Source organism: Bacillus sp. FSL K6-0069, from assembly GCF_038007785.1.
GTDB lineage: Bacteria > Bacillota > Bacilli > Bacillales > Bacillaceae_G > Bacillus_A > Bacillus_A mobilis.
This window is the reverse complement of the sequence record NZ_JBBOXN010000002.1, coordinates 216,274-238,280: the sequence shown is the minus strand read 5'-3', so window position 1 is coordinate 238,280 and position 22,007 is coordinate 216,274. Positions and strand designations below refer to the sequence as shown.

Here is a 22,007-nt window from a genome sequence, read left to right as displayed (position 1 = left end):
CCTTAATTTTAAACTTTTCTAAACATCAAATTTAGCACCTATTTCCCTAATCTTCTCCATAATTTTCTTTCGTTGTTTCTTTGAATACCCTTTTTCATAGACTTTTAGAGTATTAATGCTTGTCCATCCCATTTCTTCCTTAATTAATGTCTCTGTTACTCCTACTTCTGGTTTATCTCTCATTATTTCAACTAATTCCTGAGCTCTTGTACTTCTACCACTGTGTGTTCTAATTTCTTTTCGATCAAGACCTGCTTTTTCAGCCGCATCTTTTAATATGTTTAAAAAGTTCCTTGTTTTCAATGGTCTGCCTTTATACCTTCCTTTATAATTTAAAAACAAATAATTACTGTATTCAACATCTGCCTCTCGTCTGTCATTTTCTTTATAAATTTGTATATTATCAACTAAATTCTCATGAATCGGAATTTCTCTTTCCACAGTTTTTGCTCTAGCTTGATTCTCAATATTTGTTTCTTTAATAACTTTCAACCAATTATCAAAGGGATCGAAATGTTCTAATTTTAATCCTAATATTTCGCCTATTCTCATTCCAGTTTCTATACTAATACGAAAAACCAATTGATCCCTTAATGTTGGAAGTTGATTTATTATTGCTTTGACTTCTTGTTGAGTGTACCATTTAAGATGATTTCTATTTTCCTTATGTTTAATTTTGTTTAAAATTGTTTTTTCGGTATCCATTTCCCAAATTTGCCCATATAAAAATTTTGTCTCTACAACTTCTCTATTATTAATTTTCTTCCTACCATACACAATTGGATTCCTTTCAATTTTTTCATTATCTTCTAACCAATAATAAAAACTTTTTAAAACACCTATATTTAATTTCAATGCAGAAAAAGTTATCGGACTTTCGATTGAAACTACTACTCCTCTCATTCCAAGTAGATTCTTAACATATTCCTCAATAACTCCTTTTTTTGTTACTTCTTTATAGTGAATCCCAATTTCTTTTAAGTATCGTAAGTATCTCAACATGGAATAAGCATATCTTTCTCCAGTTAAGTAACTATTCATTGACATTAAATCAAGCCATAAACAAACATCTGGAATAGGTATTCCATCCTCCACAATTAAATACCTTAAACTTTTTCCATTTGAGGCTTTCTTTACCCTTAGCCCATTCATAATTCGTCCACACCCCCTCTCAATAACCACCTATATTCTAAAATATCATTTATAGTTTACAAATACCTTAAAAGTAAACTATTCTAATCCACTTATTTTATTAAGATAATGCAAAAAAGTTAACCATTCCCTATGGTTAACTTTAATGTAACAGAAGATTAATGACCCCATCACGGTCTAAAAATATTGCCTTTTTTTTAGCCAAGTTACTCTCTCCTTACCTACAAATTTTCTATTAAAAAATCTGAAGTATAACAATTATTAAGTTCATAGTAGCATGAACGACAAATGATACTAGTAACCTATTAGTACGTACATATATTGCCGCAAGTACAAGTCCAATTAGAAAATATCCAAATACAAAAGGAAAATCAAAATGCATGATAGAGAAAAACAATGCACTAACTAATATACACACAATTTTATTGAATTTACGGCTTAATATATTTATGGCCGCGTAACGAAATACAAGCTCCTCAACTAGTGGAGCAAGAATTACAATTGATAAAAGAGCAAGAGGAGAAATTGCTACAGATTCAATATTACTTGATGTATTTACTGATTGTGTAGTTAAGTGAAATATACTCGTATCCAAAATACTACCAATTGTCTGTGCAAAGAATACTGCAACTATTCCTATTAAAATCCAACCGAATAATACTCTTGATAATTTAATCGATAACTTTGAATCATTCATCGTTTCTTTCTTATATATAAGATAAATGAATATTAATATGAGTGAAAACCCTATTAGTTCCCAATGAACAAGTAGTTGCTGAATTGCTTGCTGTTGATTTCCCTTAATATCATACCAACCTGTCTTAGCTAGCAATTGTACTCCTATAATCCCAACAAGTTGAGTCATTACAAAGTAGATGAGTATAACATAACCTGATTTATGTAAATTACTATGATTCATTTTACTATATTCACCTTTCATTTACCTGCAAATTTTATATTATTCGAATTTTAAATCGAAATAGTATTATCTACTCTTCTTTAAGAATTTTATTTATACCTGTAGGTTTATACATAACAAAATCCCCTTCACTATTGCTGACTCTTTTTGTTTCAAAGTAGATTCGGTATTCTTCCCCATCTTTTTTTATTTCTGATACTAACTCTTTAGTTATCCAGTAATTTCGATTCAGCAGATCTCCTGGTACAGCAGTCATTCGAGAATATTTATTATCTGTATTTAATTTTTTCGCAACCATTTCCTCTGCAACTTTCACGTTACTCCTAGTTTGTTCCATCCTTATCTCATGATTCTTATCTTGTTCCGCCCTAAATTCCTGAGCAAATCTAGCACCGATACTGAGTATTAAGATTATGCCAATAAATATAAAGAATGCTTTTGCATTGAACTTTTCCATTTCCATAACATCAAATCCTTTCACTTCCTAATAATACGAAACCATTTTATTATTGTTTAAGGTGCGATAACCGAGAGAAACAATATATAACTACTGCTATATATAGAAAAATCGTTAAATTACTAATAGCCATTAACGTTTCTTCTACTGTAAAACCTTTAGTCATTGTCATTCTCCCTACCATCTTTAAATGTTTTTTTATTGTAAATTGTTCATTTCCTTAACAATTCGTTTCGTTCTTGCAACTAACCAAAATTCTAATACCATGAAAATAAAAGGAACTACATAACATGCTATAATATATAGCCACACAGAGACATTAGTATCAAACAAATCCTTAGTTACATTACCAAAAATAATACTGATAATTGCACCAATTAAAATAAGAAACGAAGATAAAACATTGCTCCCAAATTCTTCTTTCAAGTCTTTCATAGTTTGAAATTTATTCATAATTCATCCCTCCATTTTTTCTTCTCAAATAATGCTTTTTTAAACTTCTTTTAAATCCTCGTACAGAGGAATATGATCACTTTTCTTCACCTCCCTTTCTACACAAAACTCAAATTGTATTAAATTGAATTTATTCTGTGGAAATTCCAATAAACATTGATAAATTACCGGTAATCCTTTCACCTACTCTTAAAAATAATCCCGCTGGTTCTCCACCAATTAAATGTGACCCTATTAATAATTTACCTGTATAATCTCCATCCCACGTATCTATAGTGCAGTCCGGCATTTCAATATACTTTTGATAAATTTTATGTTGTTGCTCGTAGTAAGGCGTTTTATCTGCAGCTACTTCTTTCCCTTCATTGATGATGGAAACCCCACCGCCTTCCCTTCCAAATGTCGCTTTTTTCACATAATCTATATCATTTTCTTCAAATTTGTCCTTTGAGAAATAAGTTGGTAAAAAGTACTTTTCGATAATTTTATGTTCTTTTTCTGTAAACCATTTATTTTGCTCGTGAAGTTGCCATATAAGAGCTAGTACACCTTTATTTTGAATTAAGAATGCTGAAGGAGGATTAATAATTTTCACTCTCCCCTGTGCAATATGGTCTAAAAACATAAGGCCAATTGATTTTCCGCTATAGTCCTTATCTTCTAATAAGTACTCTAGTGGATATAATCGATACAAATATTCTATTTTAACGCCATCTGGTGTATATAACCCATCGTCTGCAACGATAATACTTTGTATCCCCACATAATCACTTGGCTGCGGACAATATTGTTGAATAAATTTTACCGTTTGATAATCTTCTTCATGCCAATCATAACTAGTGAAATGTATAACATCATGAGGATTCAATTCATAATCAGAAATGATTTTATGCCACGTTGTTTCTAGCTTCTCTTCTATGCAGTTTGGATTTATAACTTGATGATGATCACATAAAACTTGATTAGCTACAGATGGCTCCAAATAGCCGGTGGGTGTGTCTGCATTAATTTCTATTAGTTTGATTTCATCGTTTGCAACAATGAAATCAAACCTAGTGAAATATGAAAATAAAACATCATAATTTGTTCTAGTCACTTCCCATAATTCGGTGGGTAATTTTAATTGTAAAAAACCCTCGTGACTTTCTAGTAAATATTTATAAACCTTTTGAAAAATGATTTTTACTAATTCAGTTGCTTCTATAATATTATTATATTCCTCTTTTCTGATTCTTTTGATACCAGTAGACATATACTGACACCATTCATTATTCTCTAATAAGCTTGACCAAGTAAAACCACGTGTACAAGCTTGCTCAGATAAAGCAAACCATTTTTTCATATATTCTTGTTGCTGTTGATTGTCTAACATTTTTTCTCCTCCTATAAATTAAGATCCAGCTGGTGCTTTTGCATTTCCGATGCCACTAGATCCACTGGTAACCTTACTTGTTGAAGATGGTTTTGATGATTGTGTTGGATTACTTGTTTTCGGAGATGGTACGTTACTTTTATTCGAGTCACTTTTATTTAAATTAACTTTATCTTTTGATTCATTTTTATTTGTAGAAGCAGAATTATTTGTTTGCTTATTTGCACCTCCACCACTTGTGGTAGTAGTACTTGTACTTGTCCCTCTCCCTTTTTCCTTCTCTTTTTCTTTTGGAACTTCTGGTAACGGTCTTTGTGTCATTGGTGGTCTATATGTATGGTTGGTATTATTATTAATTTGTCCTGGATTTTTCTTATTTAATGAATTAATCAACATCATGCCAGCTGCCCCTGCAGCAAACGGAACTAAAGCCGAACTCCAACCATTATCATGCTCTACACTTGGATTATCCTGTTTGTCTTCGTGCTTAATTGGTCCTGTAGTTGGCATCTCTTCAAAACACTCATTATCATTTATTTGATTAGAAGTACATTGTTTTTGCGTCTCCTCTTTATCAGTTGTGTCTTGGTCAATTGCTAGTGAATTATCTTCTTCGAGATCTCCTACACATCCCGTTAATAAAACTGTTGAAATTCCAAGGTTTGCCGCGATTTTCATAAATTTTTTATTACTCATTTTCATAACTAAAGAGCCTCCTATATTTTTCATCCGTATGGTGAGTTCAAAATCAATTACAGTAGCACCTTTGCTTTTCAAGATTCTCTGCTGCCATCATTATCACTAACCATATATAGTTATAAATACATTAAATCTTGTCCTATACTTGTTTAACTTATAAAGGATTAATTAAATCCCATTCATGTTGAACTTCCCAAAATTTTTTATCAGGATGTTTCCAATTACAATCACTATAAAACCCCTTTTTTATTACTAAGTATTCGTCAAAAAACTCATCATAAAAGTAGGCTAGTATATTATCTTTATTAACAGGATAGTAAATCCCCTCGACAGAAAACATATAGAGAGCAACTTGTGATTCTTTCGTATCTAATTCTAATTGTCCATTTAAATCAGCATTCAAAAAGCATTTAACACTTTGTTCTGGTATTGATAGCATTTCGATTCCTCCAATATCAACTTTATAATTTTATATAAGGATTATATGATTATACAATCTAAATAAATCCCTATACCACTTAAACTTATGCTACTTGCAAATGCTTTAACCCAATCTCTAACGCGCCTGTTCCTCCAAAACCCTGATTAAATAAAAGCGGGACATCATACTTCTTTGCGTACTCTTTTGCTACATCAATAGACACATGACCACATGCACCTTTCTGCACTACAATAACATCACATTTTTTTATAACACTACGAAATGTTTTCTTTACACCACCATGATTTTTTCCGTCGTGAAAAATCACCTGACAATCTCTTTTTTTCGCTAACTTCTCTAATGTTCTACCATTTGAACCACCTAAAACTAGAATTGTACTCATTTCCATTCACTCTCCACATCTTTATTTTTTTTATATGTACTTGGTGATACTAATAATACAATTGTACAAATGACAATATTCAGGAATACCACACCCACTATTAATACAATTGCAAAGACTGGTAACAATAGCATGAAAATAAAACCACTTACAAGCAAGCAGATGAATATAAATCCATTGCTCATGTCTTCATAACCATCTAATCCTGTTACAATATCTAAACTGTGCATCCAAACTGTGATACTATCCCAATTTGTTATCAACAGGTATCCACTACCTACTAATAAAGCCCACCCAAATATTGTCCCTAAAAGTCCCGAGCCTCTTCCAGAAGAATATCCTGCAAAATAGTTTGCTGCGGTTCCAAATAATAATCTCATTCTTTTTACCTCCACATCTATATCATTTCACTAATATATACAAATTCCATTTAACCATAACTTTATTATATCAGAAAATTAAGAATATTCAATAAATATTTTTAGGTACTCTTTATATTTTTTAATAAGGGCTGTGATTTTTATTCACAACCCTTATCTTTCAGTTAATCCACAGGAACTTCTTCTTGTCCATGCGGTATTTGTTCAATTGGTGTTACAATTTGCGCATATTGATTTACCTGAATTTTAAATTGTCGTGGTTCCAAGAAGTTTACCTGTTGTATTAAAACCTCTATATGAAATGTATCTACTTTTTTCCCGCGGTCAATTTTGGTAATACGTGCATTGTAAAACTTATCTCCATTTAGGAAATATCTTTGAACAGCTTCTGTAGCAAGCATACGTTCATTACTTGTCATTTTCATTGGTTCAATACCAAATCCAGCCTTTGTAAACAAATATGGAACATCATAACTACTATTAGAAATTTTTCGTAGTAAATCCTCTACTGTTTTTGTTTTTGCAATATATTCTTCTTCTTTTGTATCAAATCTCTTTGGTTTATCTCCAAGCATCTCGATTTCATCTTGATTTACTTGCTCTTCCTCTTGCACTTGTGATTTCAGCATATAATCATGAATGGTATTATAGGTGGCAACACCTGCCACTAGTACGATAATCCCCAATATGACCAAGTATTTACGAGGCATATTAGATAAAATGTTGATTATTTTCTGCATCTACTCTCATCCCTTATCAGTCTATAACATTACGGATTTGTGTCATATGTTGTCCTCTTGCCGTATAGTTTAGACCTGTAATTTGTACACCCTTATTATCACCAATATGAATCATTTTTTGATTCCCCATATAAATCGCAACATGCCCTGGATTTTCATAGAAAATTAGATCCCCTGGTTGCGCATGATTGATGTCTGGCACTTGTTTTCCTTGTCCGACTTGAGCACCAGTCCAATCTCCAAGTTGTACACCTATACTTGTTCTAAATACATACTGAGTAAATCCTGAGCAATCTGAAGTACCTCCTGGCGGATTACGATCCCCTAAGACATATCTCACTTTTCCTTGACCAAGCCATTTTTTCGCTTCTGCTAATACTTTTTGTCGTTTGTCATTCGTCATAATAGGAGAACCACCAGATGATAGTCCTGGATCATCATTTTTCTTAAAGAATTTCATTGGATCCGTTGGTTGGTCGTTAATACGAATTTGGAAATCTAAATGAACAGCGTAGCCATTCATATTAAGGAAACCAGTGTTTTTATCATAGTTAGAACCACCCATCTCTCCAATAATTTGTCCTTTCGTCACCATGGTTCCTTGTGCAATTGATATTTTACTCAAATGTAAGTAACGAGATACAATACCATTTCCATGGTCTACATAAACACCTAGACCTCCACCATTTACATTACCTGCTTGGACTACAATACCTGCTTCCATTGACCACACGGGGTCTCCAGCTTTTCCAGCGGTCATAGCTCCAATATCTACAGCATTATGTTGCTTTCCACCACGAACTGCATCAAATGTATCTGTAATACGCCCTGATTTCGTTGGCCATTTCCAACCTTTATCGGAAATCCATTCTCCATCTCCAGATTCTACACAACCTAAATCTTTATAATATTTCAAAACTTTGGAAACGTAAGTGTAATCTCCATAACACGCTCCAACTTTGGTTCGGAAGTTATTAGGATCAGAACAACCTGCTGGATTTTCACCAGCATGCTCCCTAGAAAACGCAATAGCTGTTTCTTCTGAATATCCACCTTTTGCTAATGCATAACTAATGAATCCAGGACCGTAATTATAACTCTGTAAGGCAAGTGCTATATCTCCATTTGCCTTCGCTAAAACATCTTTAAATTCTTGTACGCCTGCTTCAATAGAAATATTGGGGTCTTTAATACACCCTATACGAGCACTTCCTTTTAGACCTATACAAGATGAACTTAAGTCTCCATAATGCCCTTCTGCAGCTTGCATCGGGTCACTTCCCTCTCCTTGTGATTCCTGCATCATTTGGGCAGCCAAAACACCAACATATTGAGCTACACCATGTTTTTCTGCCATTTCTTTAATTTTAGGAAGGTATCCTGTAACTTTTGCATTAAGGTTAACAGGTTCTCCGCCAGGGCTCACATTACCTACACACATACCACCAACAAAATTACTAGAAGGTGCCAGATGTCCATACATTCCTTCTAACATTCCTGCTGCTAATATCTCACGCGCACGATCTTTTTGACTCTCACTAAATTTTGCAAGCTCCATCGCTTTTTCTAATCCATGAGAAGAAACTGTTACTTTTTTACTACCACTTGCATTAATTTCATCTATTTTTTTCTTAAAATCTGTATCTCCCAATATCTTTTTTACATCTGGTCCGGAATAACTTTCAGATTTGGTTTTTTGCATCTCCTTTTTCTTTTTTTCACAAGGACCATTCGGCCCTGCCTCACATACCTCTTTTTCCGTATATTCTTCATATTGGATATCCAAGAAATATGATATAGCATCATGCGGATCTTTTCCAGTCAAATCATTATCATACCGAGCCATGTCAAAAGCGACGACCTCTTTCCAGTCTACGTTTAGTGCCATTGAAATTTCCATATACTTTTTGACTTGCTCTTCTGTTTTACTCTCATCATCGGTAAATGGTACAAAAGATGCTAGAATCACACATACAGTAATAATAAGAGCCATAATGAGAGCAACAGGCAATCCTACTGCTCCCACGATAGCTCCGACAATTTTCACTATACCAGCTCTTAGCAGTTTGGCAGCAGCTTTCGCTGCCGCTCTTCCTGCTTTTCCTGCCATTTTTGCCATTTTCCCGCTTGCCTGCATCCCTTTTTTCTTAATAAAGTGAGATGTCGCATCTTTTAAAGGGTTACTTTTCTTCTGGTTATTTGGATCGTTAGGATTTTGACTCATAGACTTGTCACTCCATACTTTCCATTTTCATTATTTCTACTTCTTCGCTGTGCTAAGCGAGGGTTTGGCGCAAATGGAATCAGGTTTTGTGGGTCATGTTCTGATAAATTCAAATGTGTCTCTGTACGTACAACTTCGTCCTGTGTATGAGTTACTAGGATTTCTTCTCTCGGTTTAATACTGCTATCTTTCACTTCACAAACCCTTTCAATTCTTTGGTTTGCTTGTAATCGTGTATCTCCTTTTCCGAACGGAGAAATACGTGACACTGTACCGTCTGTAGTTGTCGCAACCATATAACTACGATCTCTTTCTACCACCATTTGCACATTCTGGTATCCCCCCTGGTCTAAATCAGACATATAGAAGTGACCATTGTCTACCTTATGACTTACTGTAAGTGGCGGTTCACTAAATACTGGTTTTTGTTGTAAAGGTCTTTGATTTTGATTTCCTACTAATTGGTTTGGATTAATATTGATAGAACGATTGATACTAATTTTCCCACCACTAGAATCTTGAATATATGCTGGTGTTGCTTTCATACCATTACGGTACTGCGTTAATTGTCCATCCGAAATATTTAAGTCTTGATATACAACTTGTCCCGAACGAATGCTACTATCACCACTACCATAACGAGATACAACTTGTGTCATTCCACTGGAATCTTTCGCTTCAATCCATGATTTATTATTTGTCGTAACAAGACGTACTGCACCTTGAGCAACTGATTGTCTTCCAGTCGCATCTGTTATTGTTGGTACCATTCCCTTAATCTCTTGAATTTCTTTTGCTTCTGTTTGAACTGCTTTATTATATGGATTATGTTTACTTACCATACGTGCAGTAGCTTGGTAAGCACCTGCACCACCAATTACACCTGCTGCATAGCTTAATCCTTTTGTCACATTGTAATGGCGTTCTGCTGCATTACCTCCTAATGAAGTATGAACGGCAGCTGCAGTTCCACTCATCACTCTTTGTACTGCATTTCCACCAGCCTGCTGAACAGCACTAGATGCATTAAAGTATGCTTGTGATATATTTTCCATACCTTTTGTATGCACGAGATGTTTGGCACCTTCCATCATACTTACACCAATCATCTTACTTTGCTGTGTCATACGTCCCACTGCTGAAGTTGGAATCGTCATTTTCCCAGCACTTTGCGAAATATTTGCTACACTAGCTGATGCATCCGCATACGAGCGCTCAATTTCAGAAACAGACAGATTTCCAGCACGTGCCATACTCGCTTGCGTTTGCGTAGCTGCAAACACAGCTTTATTGATTGCACCACCTGTCGCAACACCGTGTGAACGAACACTTTGAATCGCACTAGTAATTCCAGAACCTACTTGTTGACTCACTGTTCCAAGACTAGCATGACTTTGTAAACCTTTCGTCAATTGCGAAGCAAAGGCATCTTTATTAATATACGATTGATTATGTAGACTCTTACCACTCGTATCTTTTGCCTGTACGGGCATCGCACCCGCTTGTACCGCTGCTTGCTGAGCGACTGCTTTAAATTCATTCCCTTTATCATTCAAGTGAGACTGCCAAGCTTCTACTTTTTGCGCTTGAGACATAGTTGGAGACAAGTTTTTCATAAAGTTTGCTTTGTTCTCTGCTGCATATCCTTGTTTAAAGGATTCTGTAGATGCTTGTACTAAATTCCCAACATTACTTACACCTTTTTGTTTCTGGTTTCCATATCCATTTGCTAAACTATGTGTTTTTACACCATTTACCGCTTTTTGAATGCCAGATACACTAGATACACCCATTGCATTTATATTTGGATTGTTTTGTAATTGTTGCGATAGCTGAGAAGCAAAAGCTTCCTTATTAGCATAGCTAGTCCCATCTTTTTGTTGCACAATCCCTGCTTGTTCTGCAGCTTTCTGTGCATGATTTTTAAATCCTTGCACTTTTTGACTCAAGTGTTTGTTCCATGCAGCCTCTTTTTCTTGTTGTGGTACATCTGCAGGGAATTGCTTCATGAATCCAGCCTTATGATCTGCTGTATATGCCTTTTTAAATGCAGCAGTGGACGCACCCACAAGTGAGTCTACTTGTCCCATATTTTGATGGCCACTCTCTAGTGTTTCTCCCTTTACTCCTTCAACCGCTTTCCCAACTTTTCCAAGTGCAAGTTGAGAAGCAAAGGCATCTTTATTTACATAAGACTTATCAAACAGGTTGTTGCCTTGCTTATCTTTCGCATCAACTGGCATTGCTCCAGCTTTTATTGCCGCTTGTTCTGCATGATTTCTAAATCCCTGAACTTTTGAGTTTAGATGGTCATTCCATTTTTTCTCTTTCTCTTCCGCTGACATGTTTTCTGGTAATTGACTCATAAACGCATCTTTATGGTCTGCCTCATATCCTTTTTGGAATGCGTTAGTTGCAGCGTTAACTAAATCTCTAGCGTTTCCATATGGTGTAGCATTTTTCTTCATATTTTGTAAATCTTGTTTTCGCTGATTTTTGAAATGAGACATTTGATCACTATTTGTTTTTGCTACTTTTTTTGCAATCTCTGCATCAGATGCACCAGGGAATGCTTGTTTTAAACGGCTCGCAACTGCAGAATCAGGATTATCAGCTTTCCAATTTTCAAAATCTTTCGTAGCTAAGTCTTGTGCAATATCTTCATCTGTTAACTCTGGATATTGTTCTCCATTTAACCCTTTATACGTATCTAGACCTTTCTTCACACTAGAACCAATATGCTTCCCAGCACTAGTAACTCCTTCAAGTCCAGCTGCCAATGTTCTTCCTGTTACTGCACCAGGAACTCCACCTGCTTTACTTCCAGCAAATGTTCCTACTGCCATTCCTTCTGGTCCAAGTCCTGCACCCATTGCTAACCCCGCGAGTCCGCCCGTTGCTTTTCCAACCATGCTTCCAATTTGACCTGCTTTTAACATACGAGCTGCACGAGATGTTGTACCTACATCTGTCCCTAAATTGGCTCCCAACGCGTTTTTAGGGTTATCAGCATCTTCTTTTTTATCTTCCTCACCTTCTTTTCTAGCTTTTGTCTTCTCTTTATTACTACGATGGTCATCACGTATCCCTTTAACGATACCTGCCATACTTGCTAAGGCTCCCATTCCAAGCATCGTACCTGCTCTATTTACCGCTCCCGCCGTATTTGTACTTAAACCAATGAACCCTTTTACAATTTCACCTATAGGAATAAACATAGCAAATAAGATTAATTTAATAATGGTATTATCTGATTTGCCTACTAGTACAAAAATCAACCATATAGTAATCGCATGGATACCTTGGATGAGTACTGTACCAACAAATTCACGCATCCAATATAGAGTTTGTTGTTTCTTTTGAGGAAATAACCACATACCAACCATAATCGGTCCCATTAACATCAAAATATATAGAGATACCGCTCGCATTAAATAGAAGAAGTTTGCCCAAAGTGACAATCCAACTTCAATCAACATCGCAAAAATTTGAAATAAATAATCATCCTTATTTTTATCCATAGACAATTCGGCAATTGTCTGACCTGGTTTAAAAACATCTAGCGATTGTTCTCCTATTGCTCTTTTAAACTCCGATGCTACCCAAGTATTCATATCAAATATAATGTTATAGAAGAAATCTAGATGCCATATACAAATAGAAACGATCATTAAATCCTTCGCATATTCAATGATATATGTTCGATTTGTTGGATTAATAGCAGCAGCTGAATACTTTGCACCAGCAATTACAGCACTGACTAAGACTAAAAAGGCTGCAAATTTAAACATGACTGGTAATCCCGTATTTAATACACTCCCAGCTGTGTCGTCTTTAAATAAAAAATTTAATTTTGCACTATCCCCACCAAAAATTAAATCGGGGATAGTATCAATTAATTTATAGATTGGAGAAAGAAAGGTCTTGACCATAGAAACAATTAAGCCGCCGACCCATCCTATTATCTTATCAAGCATAATTTCACCTTCCTTTTCAAAGGTACGCTATTATCCTGCGTACCCTTGTACTTTCTTCATGTTATTTAAAAGCTCTTGCAGTACGGCTTCATTGGATTCAATGAACATCATTTCTTTATCTGATGGATCTGTTTGAATCCAAACTGAACTATCTCCTATGCGGAAAATCCCTTCACCTTTCCCTGGATTGTTGAGAATAATGTCAAGCTCCCCAGCAGTTAAGTTAAAGTTCTCTTGGATTTTTTTCTTATCAATCTTATTTTGCTCTAAGAAGAAATAAGAGAAAGTAGATTGCAAGATACCACGCGCTTTCACATTTTCCAAAATACGAACAAAGTCCTGACTTGCCCAACACATACCGGCATTTCTTTTACGTGAACGACGTGCTACTTTTTCTAAGAAGTTAACAGTTTGTTCATAATCGATAAACTGCCACATCTCATCCACATATAACACTTTTCGTTTGATAGCGTGTTCTGGACTCTTAATCCAATGCTCCCAAATATAGTTCAAGATAACGTGGAAGGCGATCGGTTTTAAGAAGCCCTCTTCTAAATGACTAATATTAAAGTTAACAACACGTGATTCATTTAACTGTGTTTCTACACCGCGTCCAAAATTACTTTGTCCATCAAATAATGGTTTTGAGCCATCACGTAAAAACGGACGAATCGCAGCAATTAACTCTTCTGCTTTCACATCGTCTCCATGGTTTTCTACTATTACATCATAAATTTCTTTTAACTCTGGCTCCGGCTTTCTCACTTGAGACTGAATTAATTGTCCATCCACCTTCTTCACTTCATCTGTATATAAAGATGAGGGATGAGAAGTAATACCATGTTTATCGAATACTTCACGAATTGCATCTTCTAACATTGTGCGCTGGAATACATTTAATCCTGGTTGATCAAAATCTTGTCCGCGAATAATAATGTCAAAGAATCCTAGTATTTCATTGATTTTCTCTAAAATAGGCACAAATCTTACATACTTCACGCCATCACGCTCTACGAGTTCTTTCTTGTCATATTGTTCAAGCGCTTCTAGCTCTTCATCTTTATCCGTAATCTGAAGTTCTGTTACTGCAATTGCACAAGGATTAATAATGATATTACTTTCTGGTGAAATATTTAAGTTAATACCACCTAATCGTTTGGTGATTTTTACGAATTATGATGATAGGTAAGGCTTTGATGTAATCTCCACCTTTTCCCCCACCTCACACCGTACGTGCTAGTTTCCTAGCATACGGCGTTCCATCGTTTCCAACTGACTTTAAAATCAAATTATGTTACTATCGGTTCATTTCCAGCTTTAGTTCTTAGCACATTCAGTTTATCCATTTGTTTCTTGTTAAGTTTAAAAGACCGAAGGTAATGTGTAATCTTATTAAGATTCGTCATGTGAATCAGTTTGTGTATAAACCAATCTACAATTACCAAGTTGTTGTACTTGTCATCCCCACCTTGTTTAATGGGAACAATGTGATGACAATGAACACGTTCAATACCAATTTCCTCACCAGTTACATAACACTTACCATATTGAGCAACGTATTTTGATATCCTATTATCGTTGTACTCAATACTTTTATTCTTCGAATAAGTCCTCATAACTTGGTTGAGAACATCCTTAGGTATTGCCTTAAGATTACTATGTACTTTATTACGCCCCGTTTCCGTATAGTTACAGATAACCTGCGAAAAATTCCACGGGTTTTTATGATGTATTCCTGTAACTGGTAAGAGTGGAGTGTTCTGTACAACGTAAATCTTAGTGTTAGGTTGTATTCCTTTGGTCTTCCTTTTAAAATTCACAGATGTTTCACAGAACTTCATGTGCTTCATATTGTTTCTAAGTCTGGTTCTTATGACTCTTCGCAGAGAGTAATTTACCTCCGTTAAATCCATGTAAATTGTAACCGCATATTTAAAGTAATTTTGTATACCAAGAAGGGTTGAATTAAATTGAGTAACTTTCTCTGAAGTGGGCTCCTTTTGAATTCCTTTGATTCGTTCTTTTAGTTGTCTTTTAGCTTTTGTAATAGCTTTGTCGGACATACTGGTTTTTGCAATATATCCAAATTTAGCTTTACCTTGTTTAACCACTTTGATTTTGAATCCAAGGAAAACTGACGAGTTTTTCTTGAGATTAACCACTTTGGACTTTTTGGGGTTAATTTCTAATCCCAAGCGGGATTTGAGAAAATCAACTGTCGCATGATAAAAGCGTTGTGCTTCATCATAAGTCCGACACATTATTTTGAAGTCATCCGCGTATCTCACTACATAACCACATTTTAGATTCGTGTACTTCCTAGCATATTGTCGAAACCCTAAATGCCGAGTAGAGATTCTGTGAGGTTTGTAGGTTTCCCATTGGCTACTTATCCACCAATCAAGTTCATTTAGAACAATGTTGGAAAGTAAAGGAGAAATAATTCCTCCTTGCGGAGTACCCTTATTGGGAATACCCTCTCCTTCTATCTCAGATTTAAGGATTTTTGAAATAACACATAGAAGTGATTTGTCTCTTATTCCCAGAGTCCACATTTGCCTTAATAGCTTTTTGTGGCATACATTATCAAAGAACCCCTTAATGTCAATATCAACACAGTAGTGTTGGTGACCTATGTTAATAAGACTTACAACTCTACTTAGTGCATGGTGTGTACTTCTGTTCGGTCTAAATCCATAACTATGGTTATGAAACTTAGCTTCACAAATAGGTTCCAATACTTGGAGGATAGATTGTTGTACTAATCTGTCCCAAATTGTTGGAATCCCCAGGGGTCGCTTCTTATCACTGCCCTCTTTTGGGATAAGGACTCTTTTAACTGCTTGTGGTTGATAGTTATTTAATCGTTTCCTAACTTCATGAATAATCTTTGTATCGTTTAGGTGCCAAATATCTTTAATGGTTAAATTGTCAACTCCAGCCGTGTTACTCCCCTTATTAGTTTTGATGTTGCGGTATGCTAATCTAATATTTTCTTCCGAACCGATAATATCAATTAATTTATAGAAATTGTTACCATTAAGGCTATTAGAATATAACTCATCATACTTTCTTTGCATGTCGTAATATTCACTGTGCCTTAGTTTAGTTTTCTTTAACATGGGCTGTAACCTCCCCTTATTTACTGGAGGTTTACATCTCTTTAGTCTTACTCGAAACCATGTCAACCATAAGTAACAGTCAGTTTTCAATCGACTAGTGGCTATCCCTCCACGTTCATTACACGTTTCATAGGTACTGTGCCACCACTTTCACTGTCATAAACCTAGGTTATACAATTTACAATTGTTTTCCCTAGAACCACTTCATCGGAAGCAAGCCCTCAGTGTTGACAGCTTACCACGTTCCGTCATTCCTATCTGTGCATATACCGTTAGGTTTCTCCTATGAGCCTGCTACCTTGATATTGCCTGTAACAATATATGGACTTTCATAAAGGCGAGTTTTACTCATCCACAGTAGCGACACTAATTGTGTCAGTAAGCCTTTCGACTTACTTCCGATATAGACCCGTACCATCAGAGATTCGTCCGCACATACCATACTCTATTGGTTCATAGTGCATACTAACCATAGGTAATTTATAGACTTCCGGTTTATAGGTTACACCACCCACCTCTGAGTGACTTTCGTATCCTATAGGATTACGGTAACTCTCAACCGACTTCACCGAGCTTCATACAGTTCAGTTCTTGCTAACTTCACTGCATGTCGGAGTATTAAAGGAAGCCCTTCAAGGCGTTACCCTATCATTTGACTTCTTGGAATGACAGTTCACTGTTGAACTGTAAGTTCGACAATGCCTAAGCTTTTCACTTAGGAACGTGTCGCACCACCCTCGGGATCTATGATCATCGCATGTGTATCTGCAAGTGATGTTTCACGAGCTAGCTTCATTTTTAAGAGTAAACTTTTACCGGAACCTGAAATCCCTGTCACACCAATGTTATAGTTTGGTGGACGATAATCTGCGTTACCAAATGAATTTAAAAATTCTACTTGGCCAGTAATTTTGTTCTTTCCTATTGGTATACCACCGTTAAATCTTCCGGAACCTGATACAAAGGGAGCAAATGTACATAGAGCACGTCTATCGATATTGCGATATGTATCTTGCAGAGTATTTGGTGCACCTAGTGGCATAACTGCTTTCAAGCCACTCTTCACACGATTCCAAGTACTCGCTATTTTAAAGTGAGATGCTTGCATTTCATCTTCGATATACTCACATAAAACATCTAATTCTTTCTTTGAGTCAGCATACGCAACCGCCATGGTACTTACCATATAAGAGTCATTCTCATTAAATTGAATTTCATCCATTAAATTGTTTGTATCCTGAATTTTTGCATCTAAATCTTTTTCTTGGTCAATATTTCCACGTGTACGTTGGAAAGAAAGGTTCGAACGTAACATCGTCAGCTGCATATCTAACGAACGCATCGCTTTTGCTTTTGGCTCTTTATGAATATCAATCATGACATCAACCTCTCCAGCTGAAGTTAACATGTTCAGCCAATTGGTCTGCATCATACGAGGGTATCCATCACGTGGAATATAAAATGGACGGAAGAAAGTATTACTTCCCAAAGACTGCTTAATTACCCCATAGTCTTCTGAATCAATTTTCATTCCTTCTGGGGCAATGACATCAAACACAGTTGTTTGATTTTCTAATTGAGGCGGAACTTCTTCTTGTTCGTACGCTTCCTCCTCTAGTTCCAATTCGTCATTCTTTTCAGCTTCTAACTTCTTTTTTTCTTTTTTCTTCTTTCCAAACAATTTCATACTTATGCCACCCCATTATTTGATTTTTCAGCTTTTTCTTCCGCTAGCACTTTCTTCATTAACTCTAGTTTTCTCTCATTTGTTTCACCAGTTGAATAGAGAGAGAAGTTCTCATTTTCAATTAAATCTTGGAAACGTGCTTTCACCGCTTTACGACGGTTAAACGCTACATATTGGAGTTCTATTAATTTATCTTTTGTTAACATTTCTACACTAATTTTTGCTTTCGATAGTAGATTTCGGGAAGCATTATAGCGACGATATAATTCGTTAAACGCTTTATCTACAATCTTTTCTTCCAATTCATCCTCTGTATCAGCTGTAATCGTACTAATATCCACTTTGTATGGATAAATTAAATATCGCTTTTGTTCATATCGAGGCTGCGAACGTTGCCAGTACTCTAAGTTGTCGATAACTTCTTGCCCATAAAGTACTGTCTCTGGTGTAAGGTCCTTCGCACCTTTCATTGTTTCTGTCATTTTTCGTACAGGATCTGTTAAATCTACAAACTTACTTTGGATATATACCTTCGTATTAAACTCTAATGTGGTTAACCATGATTCAATTTTGATATCAATCGCTTCTTGTTCCGCATTGGAAAGTAAATAATAGTTTACTGGGTGTGCCTCCGCGATTAGGATAAACGTGTCATCATGATAACGAATCATATGATTTTCAACTTCCTTAATGTCTTCTATAAAAGCACGAAAGAAATCAACATTATCCTCATCAATTTCCGATTCAGCAGGCGTATTCTTTTTATTTTTCTTTCCATTTTTTTCAGCAGTACGTTTCTCTAACCCGCCCTGGCTTTTCCCCTTTTTCTTAGAACCAAACATCGGTTTTCCATTCATTTTCCGATAAAAGAAAAACCCTACAATGGCTACCAACGCAAAATATATCATTTCTAACATCTATAAATTCTCCTTTACCCATGTAATTGGCTCGTATCCTTTTCTCCACTTGCCTTTTTCAGAACGGCTACGCATTTTGATAAGTAAATATTTATCTAGATACATGTGTTGTTTTTCTTTATAAATAAAAGCAAACGTTATTACAACTACTACTGTTGGTATTGCTAAAATTAAGCAAATAAAAAATGCTACCGCCGCATTAAAAGGTGCAAATAACCGCCATAAGAATGGCACATATAAATAAAGGGATGCTCCGCCACCCAATAGATAAATCAATTGGCGTTTGCTCAGCACACCTAACAGTGTTTTTTGTTCCGAAGTCATATCAACAGGAACGGTTACTTTTCTCATTTTGTTTCCTCCCTTATATAAGAGAAGCTCTCCCCAAATAGAGGAGAGCTTTTACAAACTCTTATGTTAAATTTTTGTAACCCAAGAAGCGATGTCGTATGCTTTGATCATGACAAAGCCTCCAATTGCTGCACACGCTAAACCAATCATGGCTTGTGTACGGTTTTCAGGGTTTTTACCTTGTGCACCAGATAGTTTAATAGCTGCAAATACAACGCAAGCTGCTACCCAAATACCACCAAAACCAATTAGTGTTGTTACAAGGGTATTCATGCTTTTTTGTACAGTGGTAGCATCTGCACCACTGGTGTGCCCAGTAAGCCCCCCCTCAAAACTTTTTTTTGCCAGTAGAAAATCTCCTACTGATGTTGTCATAAGTTTTGCAGACAACCAATTCAACATAATTCCTGCACCTCCGGGTGTTTTTGCTCGCAAAACGCAAAAAGACCCCAATACACGCACACGTCCCCTAAGGACATGGCGCATATTGAGGTCTTCTCTTATATGCGAACTGATTAATTTTTTATTTTATTGTTAAATCTTATTACGTTTATATTATAGCAATACGATTTTAAAAAAACAAGCCTTATTTACGCCTAAAAAGTAAAATTGGACTTTTCGTGTTCCGTTTTATTTCATTTCTTTTTATCCTCTTTGTTTGGATCGTACCATACCATTTGAATTTGAAAAATATCACTGTCCTTAAGACCCAAAACATTCATTTCCTCTTTCAATGAGCGCCATGGTTCTATTTTTATAGATTTTATACTTTTGTCTCTAAGCGTATACACATGTACATAATATGCTTCTTTTTTCTTTTTCATAATACAAATAACTTCCCCTTATATTCTTTATATTTTTTTAATAACAGAATAATTGAGTATGTAAAAATTACACACTTCAAATAGCATTTCCTCTTGTTACTTTCATAACTATTCCCCCTTCCTTCACATCTATTCACTTACTTTCATTAAATCAAAAAAACAGGTAATCGTGTGTACCCACAATTACCTGTTTTTTTATCATTTATATCTACCTTTTATTTCTTATAATTTCATTAACCTCTTCAACACTTAATTCTGCAACTTTTGCAATTTTTTCTATAGGTAATCCTATTTTAAACATATTTTCAATCATCTCTATCTTAGTTGCAATTTTAGTTTCTTCTGTAGCTATTTCTGCAGCTTTTTTCGCAGCTCTTTCTTCTGCTGTCTCTATTTCTGATATTCTATCTTTTATTGCTTTTTCTCTAGCCTCATATAAGCGTAAAAAATCCTTATCGCTACTTAAACGCTCCCAATCCTCTATTGCTTTTTTCAAAACTGGATCTTTTTCCATTGCTATCGCCTCCAGGATTGTTGTTAATCTCTCATCCTCATGCGCAGGAAATAATAGTAACCAACGCGCTAAAGAATCTTCCCACGGATCCATTCGTTTTCCTTGCCATTCTTGAATCACTTTTGGAATTTCAAGAAAATGCAACTGCATATTTTCGGTAATGATACGTTTAGATTTTTTGTTCATCACTGTATTAATACTATGAAACTCCTGCTCTTCTGGAAATAGAATGAAATCCACTATATTAATACAAATGGTTGGTCTTAATTCTGTATATTTCATCCCTTGAGTCATTTGAGAATAATACATACCTGACCAATAGAACAAAGAACGTTCTATCATATCTTTTTTGTCTCGAACTTGAATCTCTATATTAATTTTTATACCACTATTTAGCGTAGCTCGCAAATCTAAAATAGACAATTTATCATCCTTCTGCTCTCTTGGAAGATGCGGATCATCTAAGTGCAAAGATGTAATTTCTTCATCAATAGATGATTGTAGTACCGCGTTAAGAAACCCAATTAATATATCTTCATTTCCTTCTACTCCAAACAAACGCTTAAAAGCATAATCAACTCGTAAATTTACTAGATTCTTTTTTACATATACACTCATGTTTTCCCTCTACCTTTCTCGTTTTAAAATTGTATTTAAGAGCATAAAAAAAGATAGAATTATATTCTATCTTTTTCTCCTCTATTCATCTCATCAAATATGGCTACTAGTTACTTACTATATAAGAAATATCCTCTTCACACATATTTGTCGCATTTGCAATTGTCGTGATAGAAACTCCCTCATTATAAAATCGTTGAATGAGTTCCATTCTTTCTTGTTCCCTAGCTTTTTTATCTACGTCCATTAATTGTTGCATAATATCCATAATACTTAATACACACCTTTCTTTTATATAAAGTCCTCTAGCTAAACTGTTAAGTGTTTTGTTAAAAGAAAGTTTTACACTAATACTTCTACTTTGTTGTAAAATGTACGACTTTCTTTTAACGTGTACAATTTTGTTTTAACTTCACAATTATGTGTTTAATTACAACAAACCCTTTTACTAATATGCTTTTAAACCATTATATTTAAGGCCCTTAAGAGAAAATAATTACAAGAAAGTTGAACACTAATGTATTTCCTTTAGGAATGCATACTATCTTAATTATTACAAGAAAGTTATGGACTATCCTACTAAAATAAATTATTAAAAATTTATACACTCCCACTCAATACTTGAGCATAAATAAAGAGTGTGTTCTGAAAAGGATCAAAACACACTCTTTATATTTTTTCTTGTAAAACAAAAGTTCAGAACAAAATGGGTTAACTTTCTATCTATATCCCCTTGTTTGTTTATACATTCGATATTAATTTTCTTCTTCTCTTATT

At 35.1% G+C, this 22,007-nt stretch carries 19 protein-coding genes and 2 pseudogenes; all 21 read right to left on the bottom strand.

The annotated features are described in order from the left end of the window. Positions 1–18 precede the first annotated feature (18 nt). A complete protein-coding gene (locus tag MHB74_RS28370) occupies positions 19–1,152 on the bottom strand; it encodes a tyrosine-type recombinase/integrase (RefSeq protein ID WP_061680256.1) in 1,134 nt (377 codons plus the stop codon). A gap of 235 nt (positions 1,153–1,387) precedes the next feature. Next, positions 1,388–2,092 carry a CPBP family intramembrane glutamic endopeptidase gene (locus MHB74_RS28365; RefSeq protein WP_002020067.1) on the bottom strand — a complete coding sequence of 235 codons (705 nt, stop codon included), beginning with the start codon at positions 2,090–2,092 and terminating at the stop codon, positions 1,388–1,390. Between the two features lie 49 nt (positions 2,093–2,141). Then, positions 2,142–2,534 (bottom strand): hypothetical protein, encoded by a 393-nt coding sequence (locus tag MHB74_RS28360; protein WP_000425107.1) that lies wholly within the window; start codon positions 2,532–2,534, stop codon positions 2,142–2,144. A 192-nt stretch (positions 2,535–2,726) separates the two neighbouring features. Then, positions 2,727–2,981: a hypothetical protein gene (locus MHB74_RS28355; RefSeq protein WP_001032086.1), complete on the bottom strand. Its 255-nt coding sequence runs from the start codon at positions 2,979–2,981 to the stop codon at positions 2,727–2,729. A gap of 130 nt (positions 2,982–3,111) precedes the next feature. Further along, complete coding sequence (locus tag MHB74_RS28350) at positions 3,112–4,353, bottom strand: glutathionylspermidine synthase family protein (RefSeq protein WP_000886566.1); 1,242 nt, start codon at positions 4,351–4,353, stop codon at positions 3,112–3,114. 18 nt (positions 4,354–4,371) lie between these two features. Continuing rightward, positions 4,372–5,055 (bottom strand): hypothetical protein, encoded by a 684-nt coding sequence (locus MHB74_RS28345; protein WP_000784097.1) that lies wholly within the window; start codon positions 5,053–5,055, stop codon positions 4,372–4,374. A gap of 151 nt (positions 5,056–5,206) precedes the next feature. After that, the gene (locus tag MHB74_RS28340; protein WP_000949089.1) at positions 5,207–5,491 is read right to left on the bottom strand and encodes a hypothetical protein; all 285 of its coding nucleotides are present in this window, start codon (positions 5,489–5,491) and stop codon (positions 5,207–5,209) included. An 85-nt stretch (positions 5,492–5,576) separates the two neighbouring features. Further along, positions 5,577–5,882: a DUF2325 domain-containing protein gene (locus tag MHB74_RS28335; protein WP_000426065.1), complete on the bottom strand. Its 306-nt coding sequence runs from the start codon at positions 5,880–5,882 to the stop codon at positions 5,577–5,579. Further along, a complete protein-coding gene (locus MHB74_RS28330; RefSeq protein WP_001237722.1) occupies positions 5,873–6,256 on the bottom strand; it encodes a hypothetical protein in 384 nt (127 codons plus the stop codon). Before MHB74_RS28330 ends, MHB74_RS28335 begins: the two co-directional genes overlap by 10 nt. Positions 6,257–6,420: 164 nt before the next feature. Continuing rightward, entirely contained in the window at positions 6,421–6,996 is a 576-nt protein-coding gene (locus MHB74_RS28325) for a hypothetical protein (RefSeq protein ID WP_002163382.1), read from the bottom strand. 16 nt (positions 6,997–7,012) lie between these two features. After that, positions 7,013–9,220 (bottom strand): lysozyme family protein, encoded by a 2,208-nt coding sequence (locus MHB74_RS28320; RefSeq protein ID WP_000081398.1) that lies wholly within the window; start codon positions 9,218–9,220, stop codon positions 7,013–7,015. Next, positions 9,217–13,197 carry a hypothetical protein gene (locus tag MHB74_RS28315; RefSeq protein WP_000884607.1) on the bottom strand — a complete coding sequence of 1,327 codons (3,981 nt, stop codon included), beginning with the start codon at positions 13,195–13,197 and terminating at the stop codon, positions 9,217–9,219. Before MHB74_RS28315 ends, MHB74_RS28320 begins: the two co-directional genes overlap by 4 nt. A gap of 30 nt (positions 13,198–13,227) precedes the next feature. Continuing rightward, positions 13,228–14,370 (bottom strand): annotated as a pseudogene (locus MHB74_RS28310) (VirB4 family type IV secretion system protein); the annotation flags it as partial. Between the two features lie 116 nt (positions 14,371–14,486). After that, positions 14,487–16,319 (bottom strand): group II intron reverse transcriptase/maturase, encoded by a 1,833-nt coding sequence (gene ltrA, locus MHB74_RS28305; protein WP_000914978.1) that lies wholly within the window; start codon positions 16,317–16,319, stop codon positions 14,487–14,489. Between the two features lie 733 nt (positions 16,320–17,052). Beyond that, a pseudogene (locus MHB74_RS28300) lies at positions 17,053–18,006 on the bottom strand (VirB4 family type IV secretion system protein); the annotation flags it as partial. Between the two features lie 2 nt (positions 18,007–18,008). Next, on the bottom strand, positions 18,009–18,923 hold the full coding sequence (locus MHB74_RS28295) for a hypothetical protein (protein WP_000892011.1): 915 nt from the start codon (positions 18,921–18,923) through the stop codon (positions 18,009–18,011). Continuing rightward, positions 18,924–19,274: a PrgI family protein gene (locus MHB74_RS28290; protein ID WP_001233525.1), complete on the bottom strand. Its 351-nt coding sequence runs from the start codon at positions 19,272–19,274 to the stop codon at positions 18,924–18,926. It abuts the gene before it with no gap. A 66-nt stretch (positions 19,275–19,340) separates the two neighbouring features. Next, positions 19,341–19,760, bottom strand: a complete 420-nt coding sequence (locus tag MHB74_RS28285) for a hypothetical protein (RefSeq protein ID WP_001216648.1) — start codon at positions 19,758–19,760, stop codon at positions 19,341–19,343. Between the two features lie 149 nt (positions 19,761–19,909). Then, positions 19,910–20,098: a hypothetical protein gene (locus tag MHB74_RS28280; protein ID WP_000727316.1), complete on the bottom strand. Its 189-nt coding sequence runs from the start codon at positions 20,096–20,098 to the stop codon at positions 19,910–19,912. A gap of 208 nt (positions 20,099–20,306) precedes the next feature. Then, positions 20,307–21,230, bottom strand: a complete 924-nt coding sequence (locus MHB74_RS28275; RefSeq protein ID WP_000118205.1) for an Rpn family recombination-promoting nuclease/putative transposase — start codon at positions 21,228–21,230, stop codon at positions 20,307–20,309. 106 nt (positions 21,231–21,336) lie between these two features. Continuing rightward, positions 21,337–21,498 carry a hypothetical protein gene (locus MHB74_RS28270; RefSeq protein ID WP_000353863.1) on the bottom strand — a complete coding sequence of 54 codons (162 nt, stop codon included), beginning with the start codon at positions 21,496–21,498 and terminating at the stop codon, positions 21,337–21,339. Between the last annotated feature and the right edge of the window lie 509 nt (positions 21,499–22,007).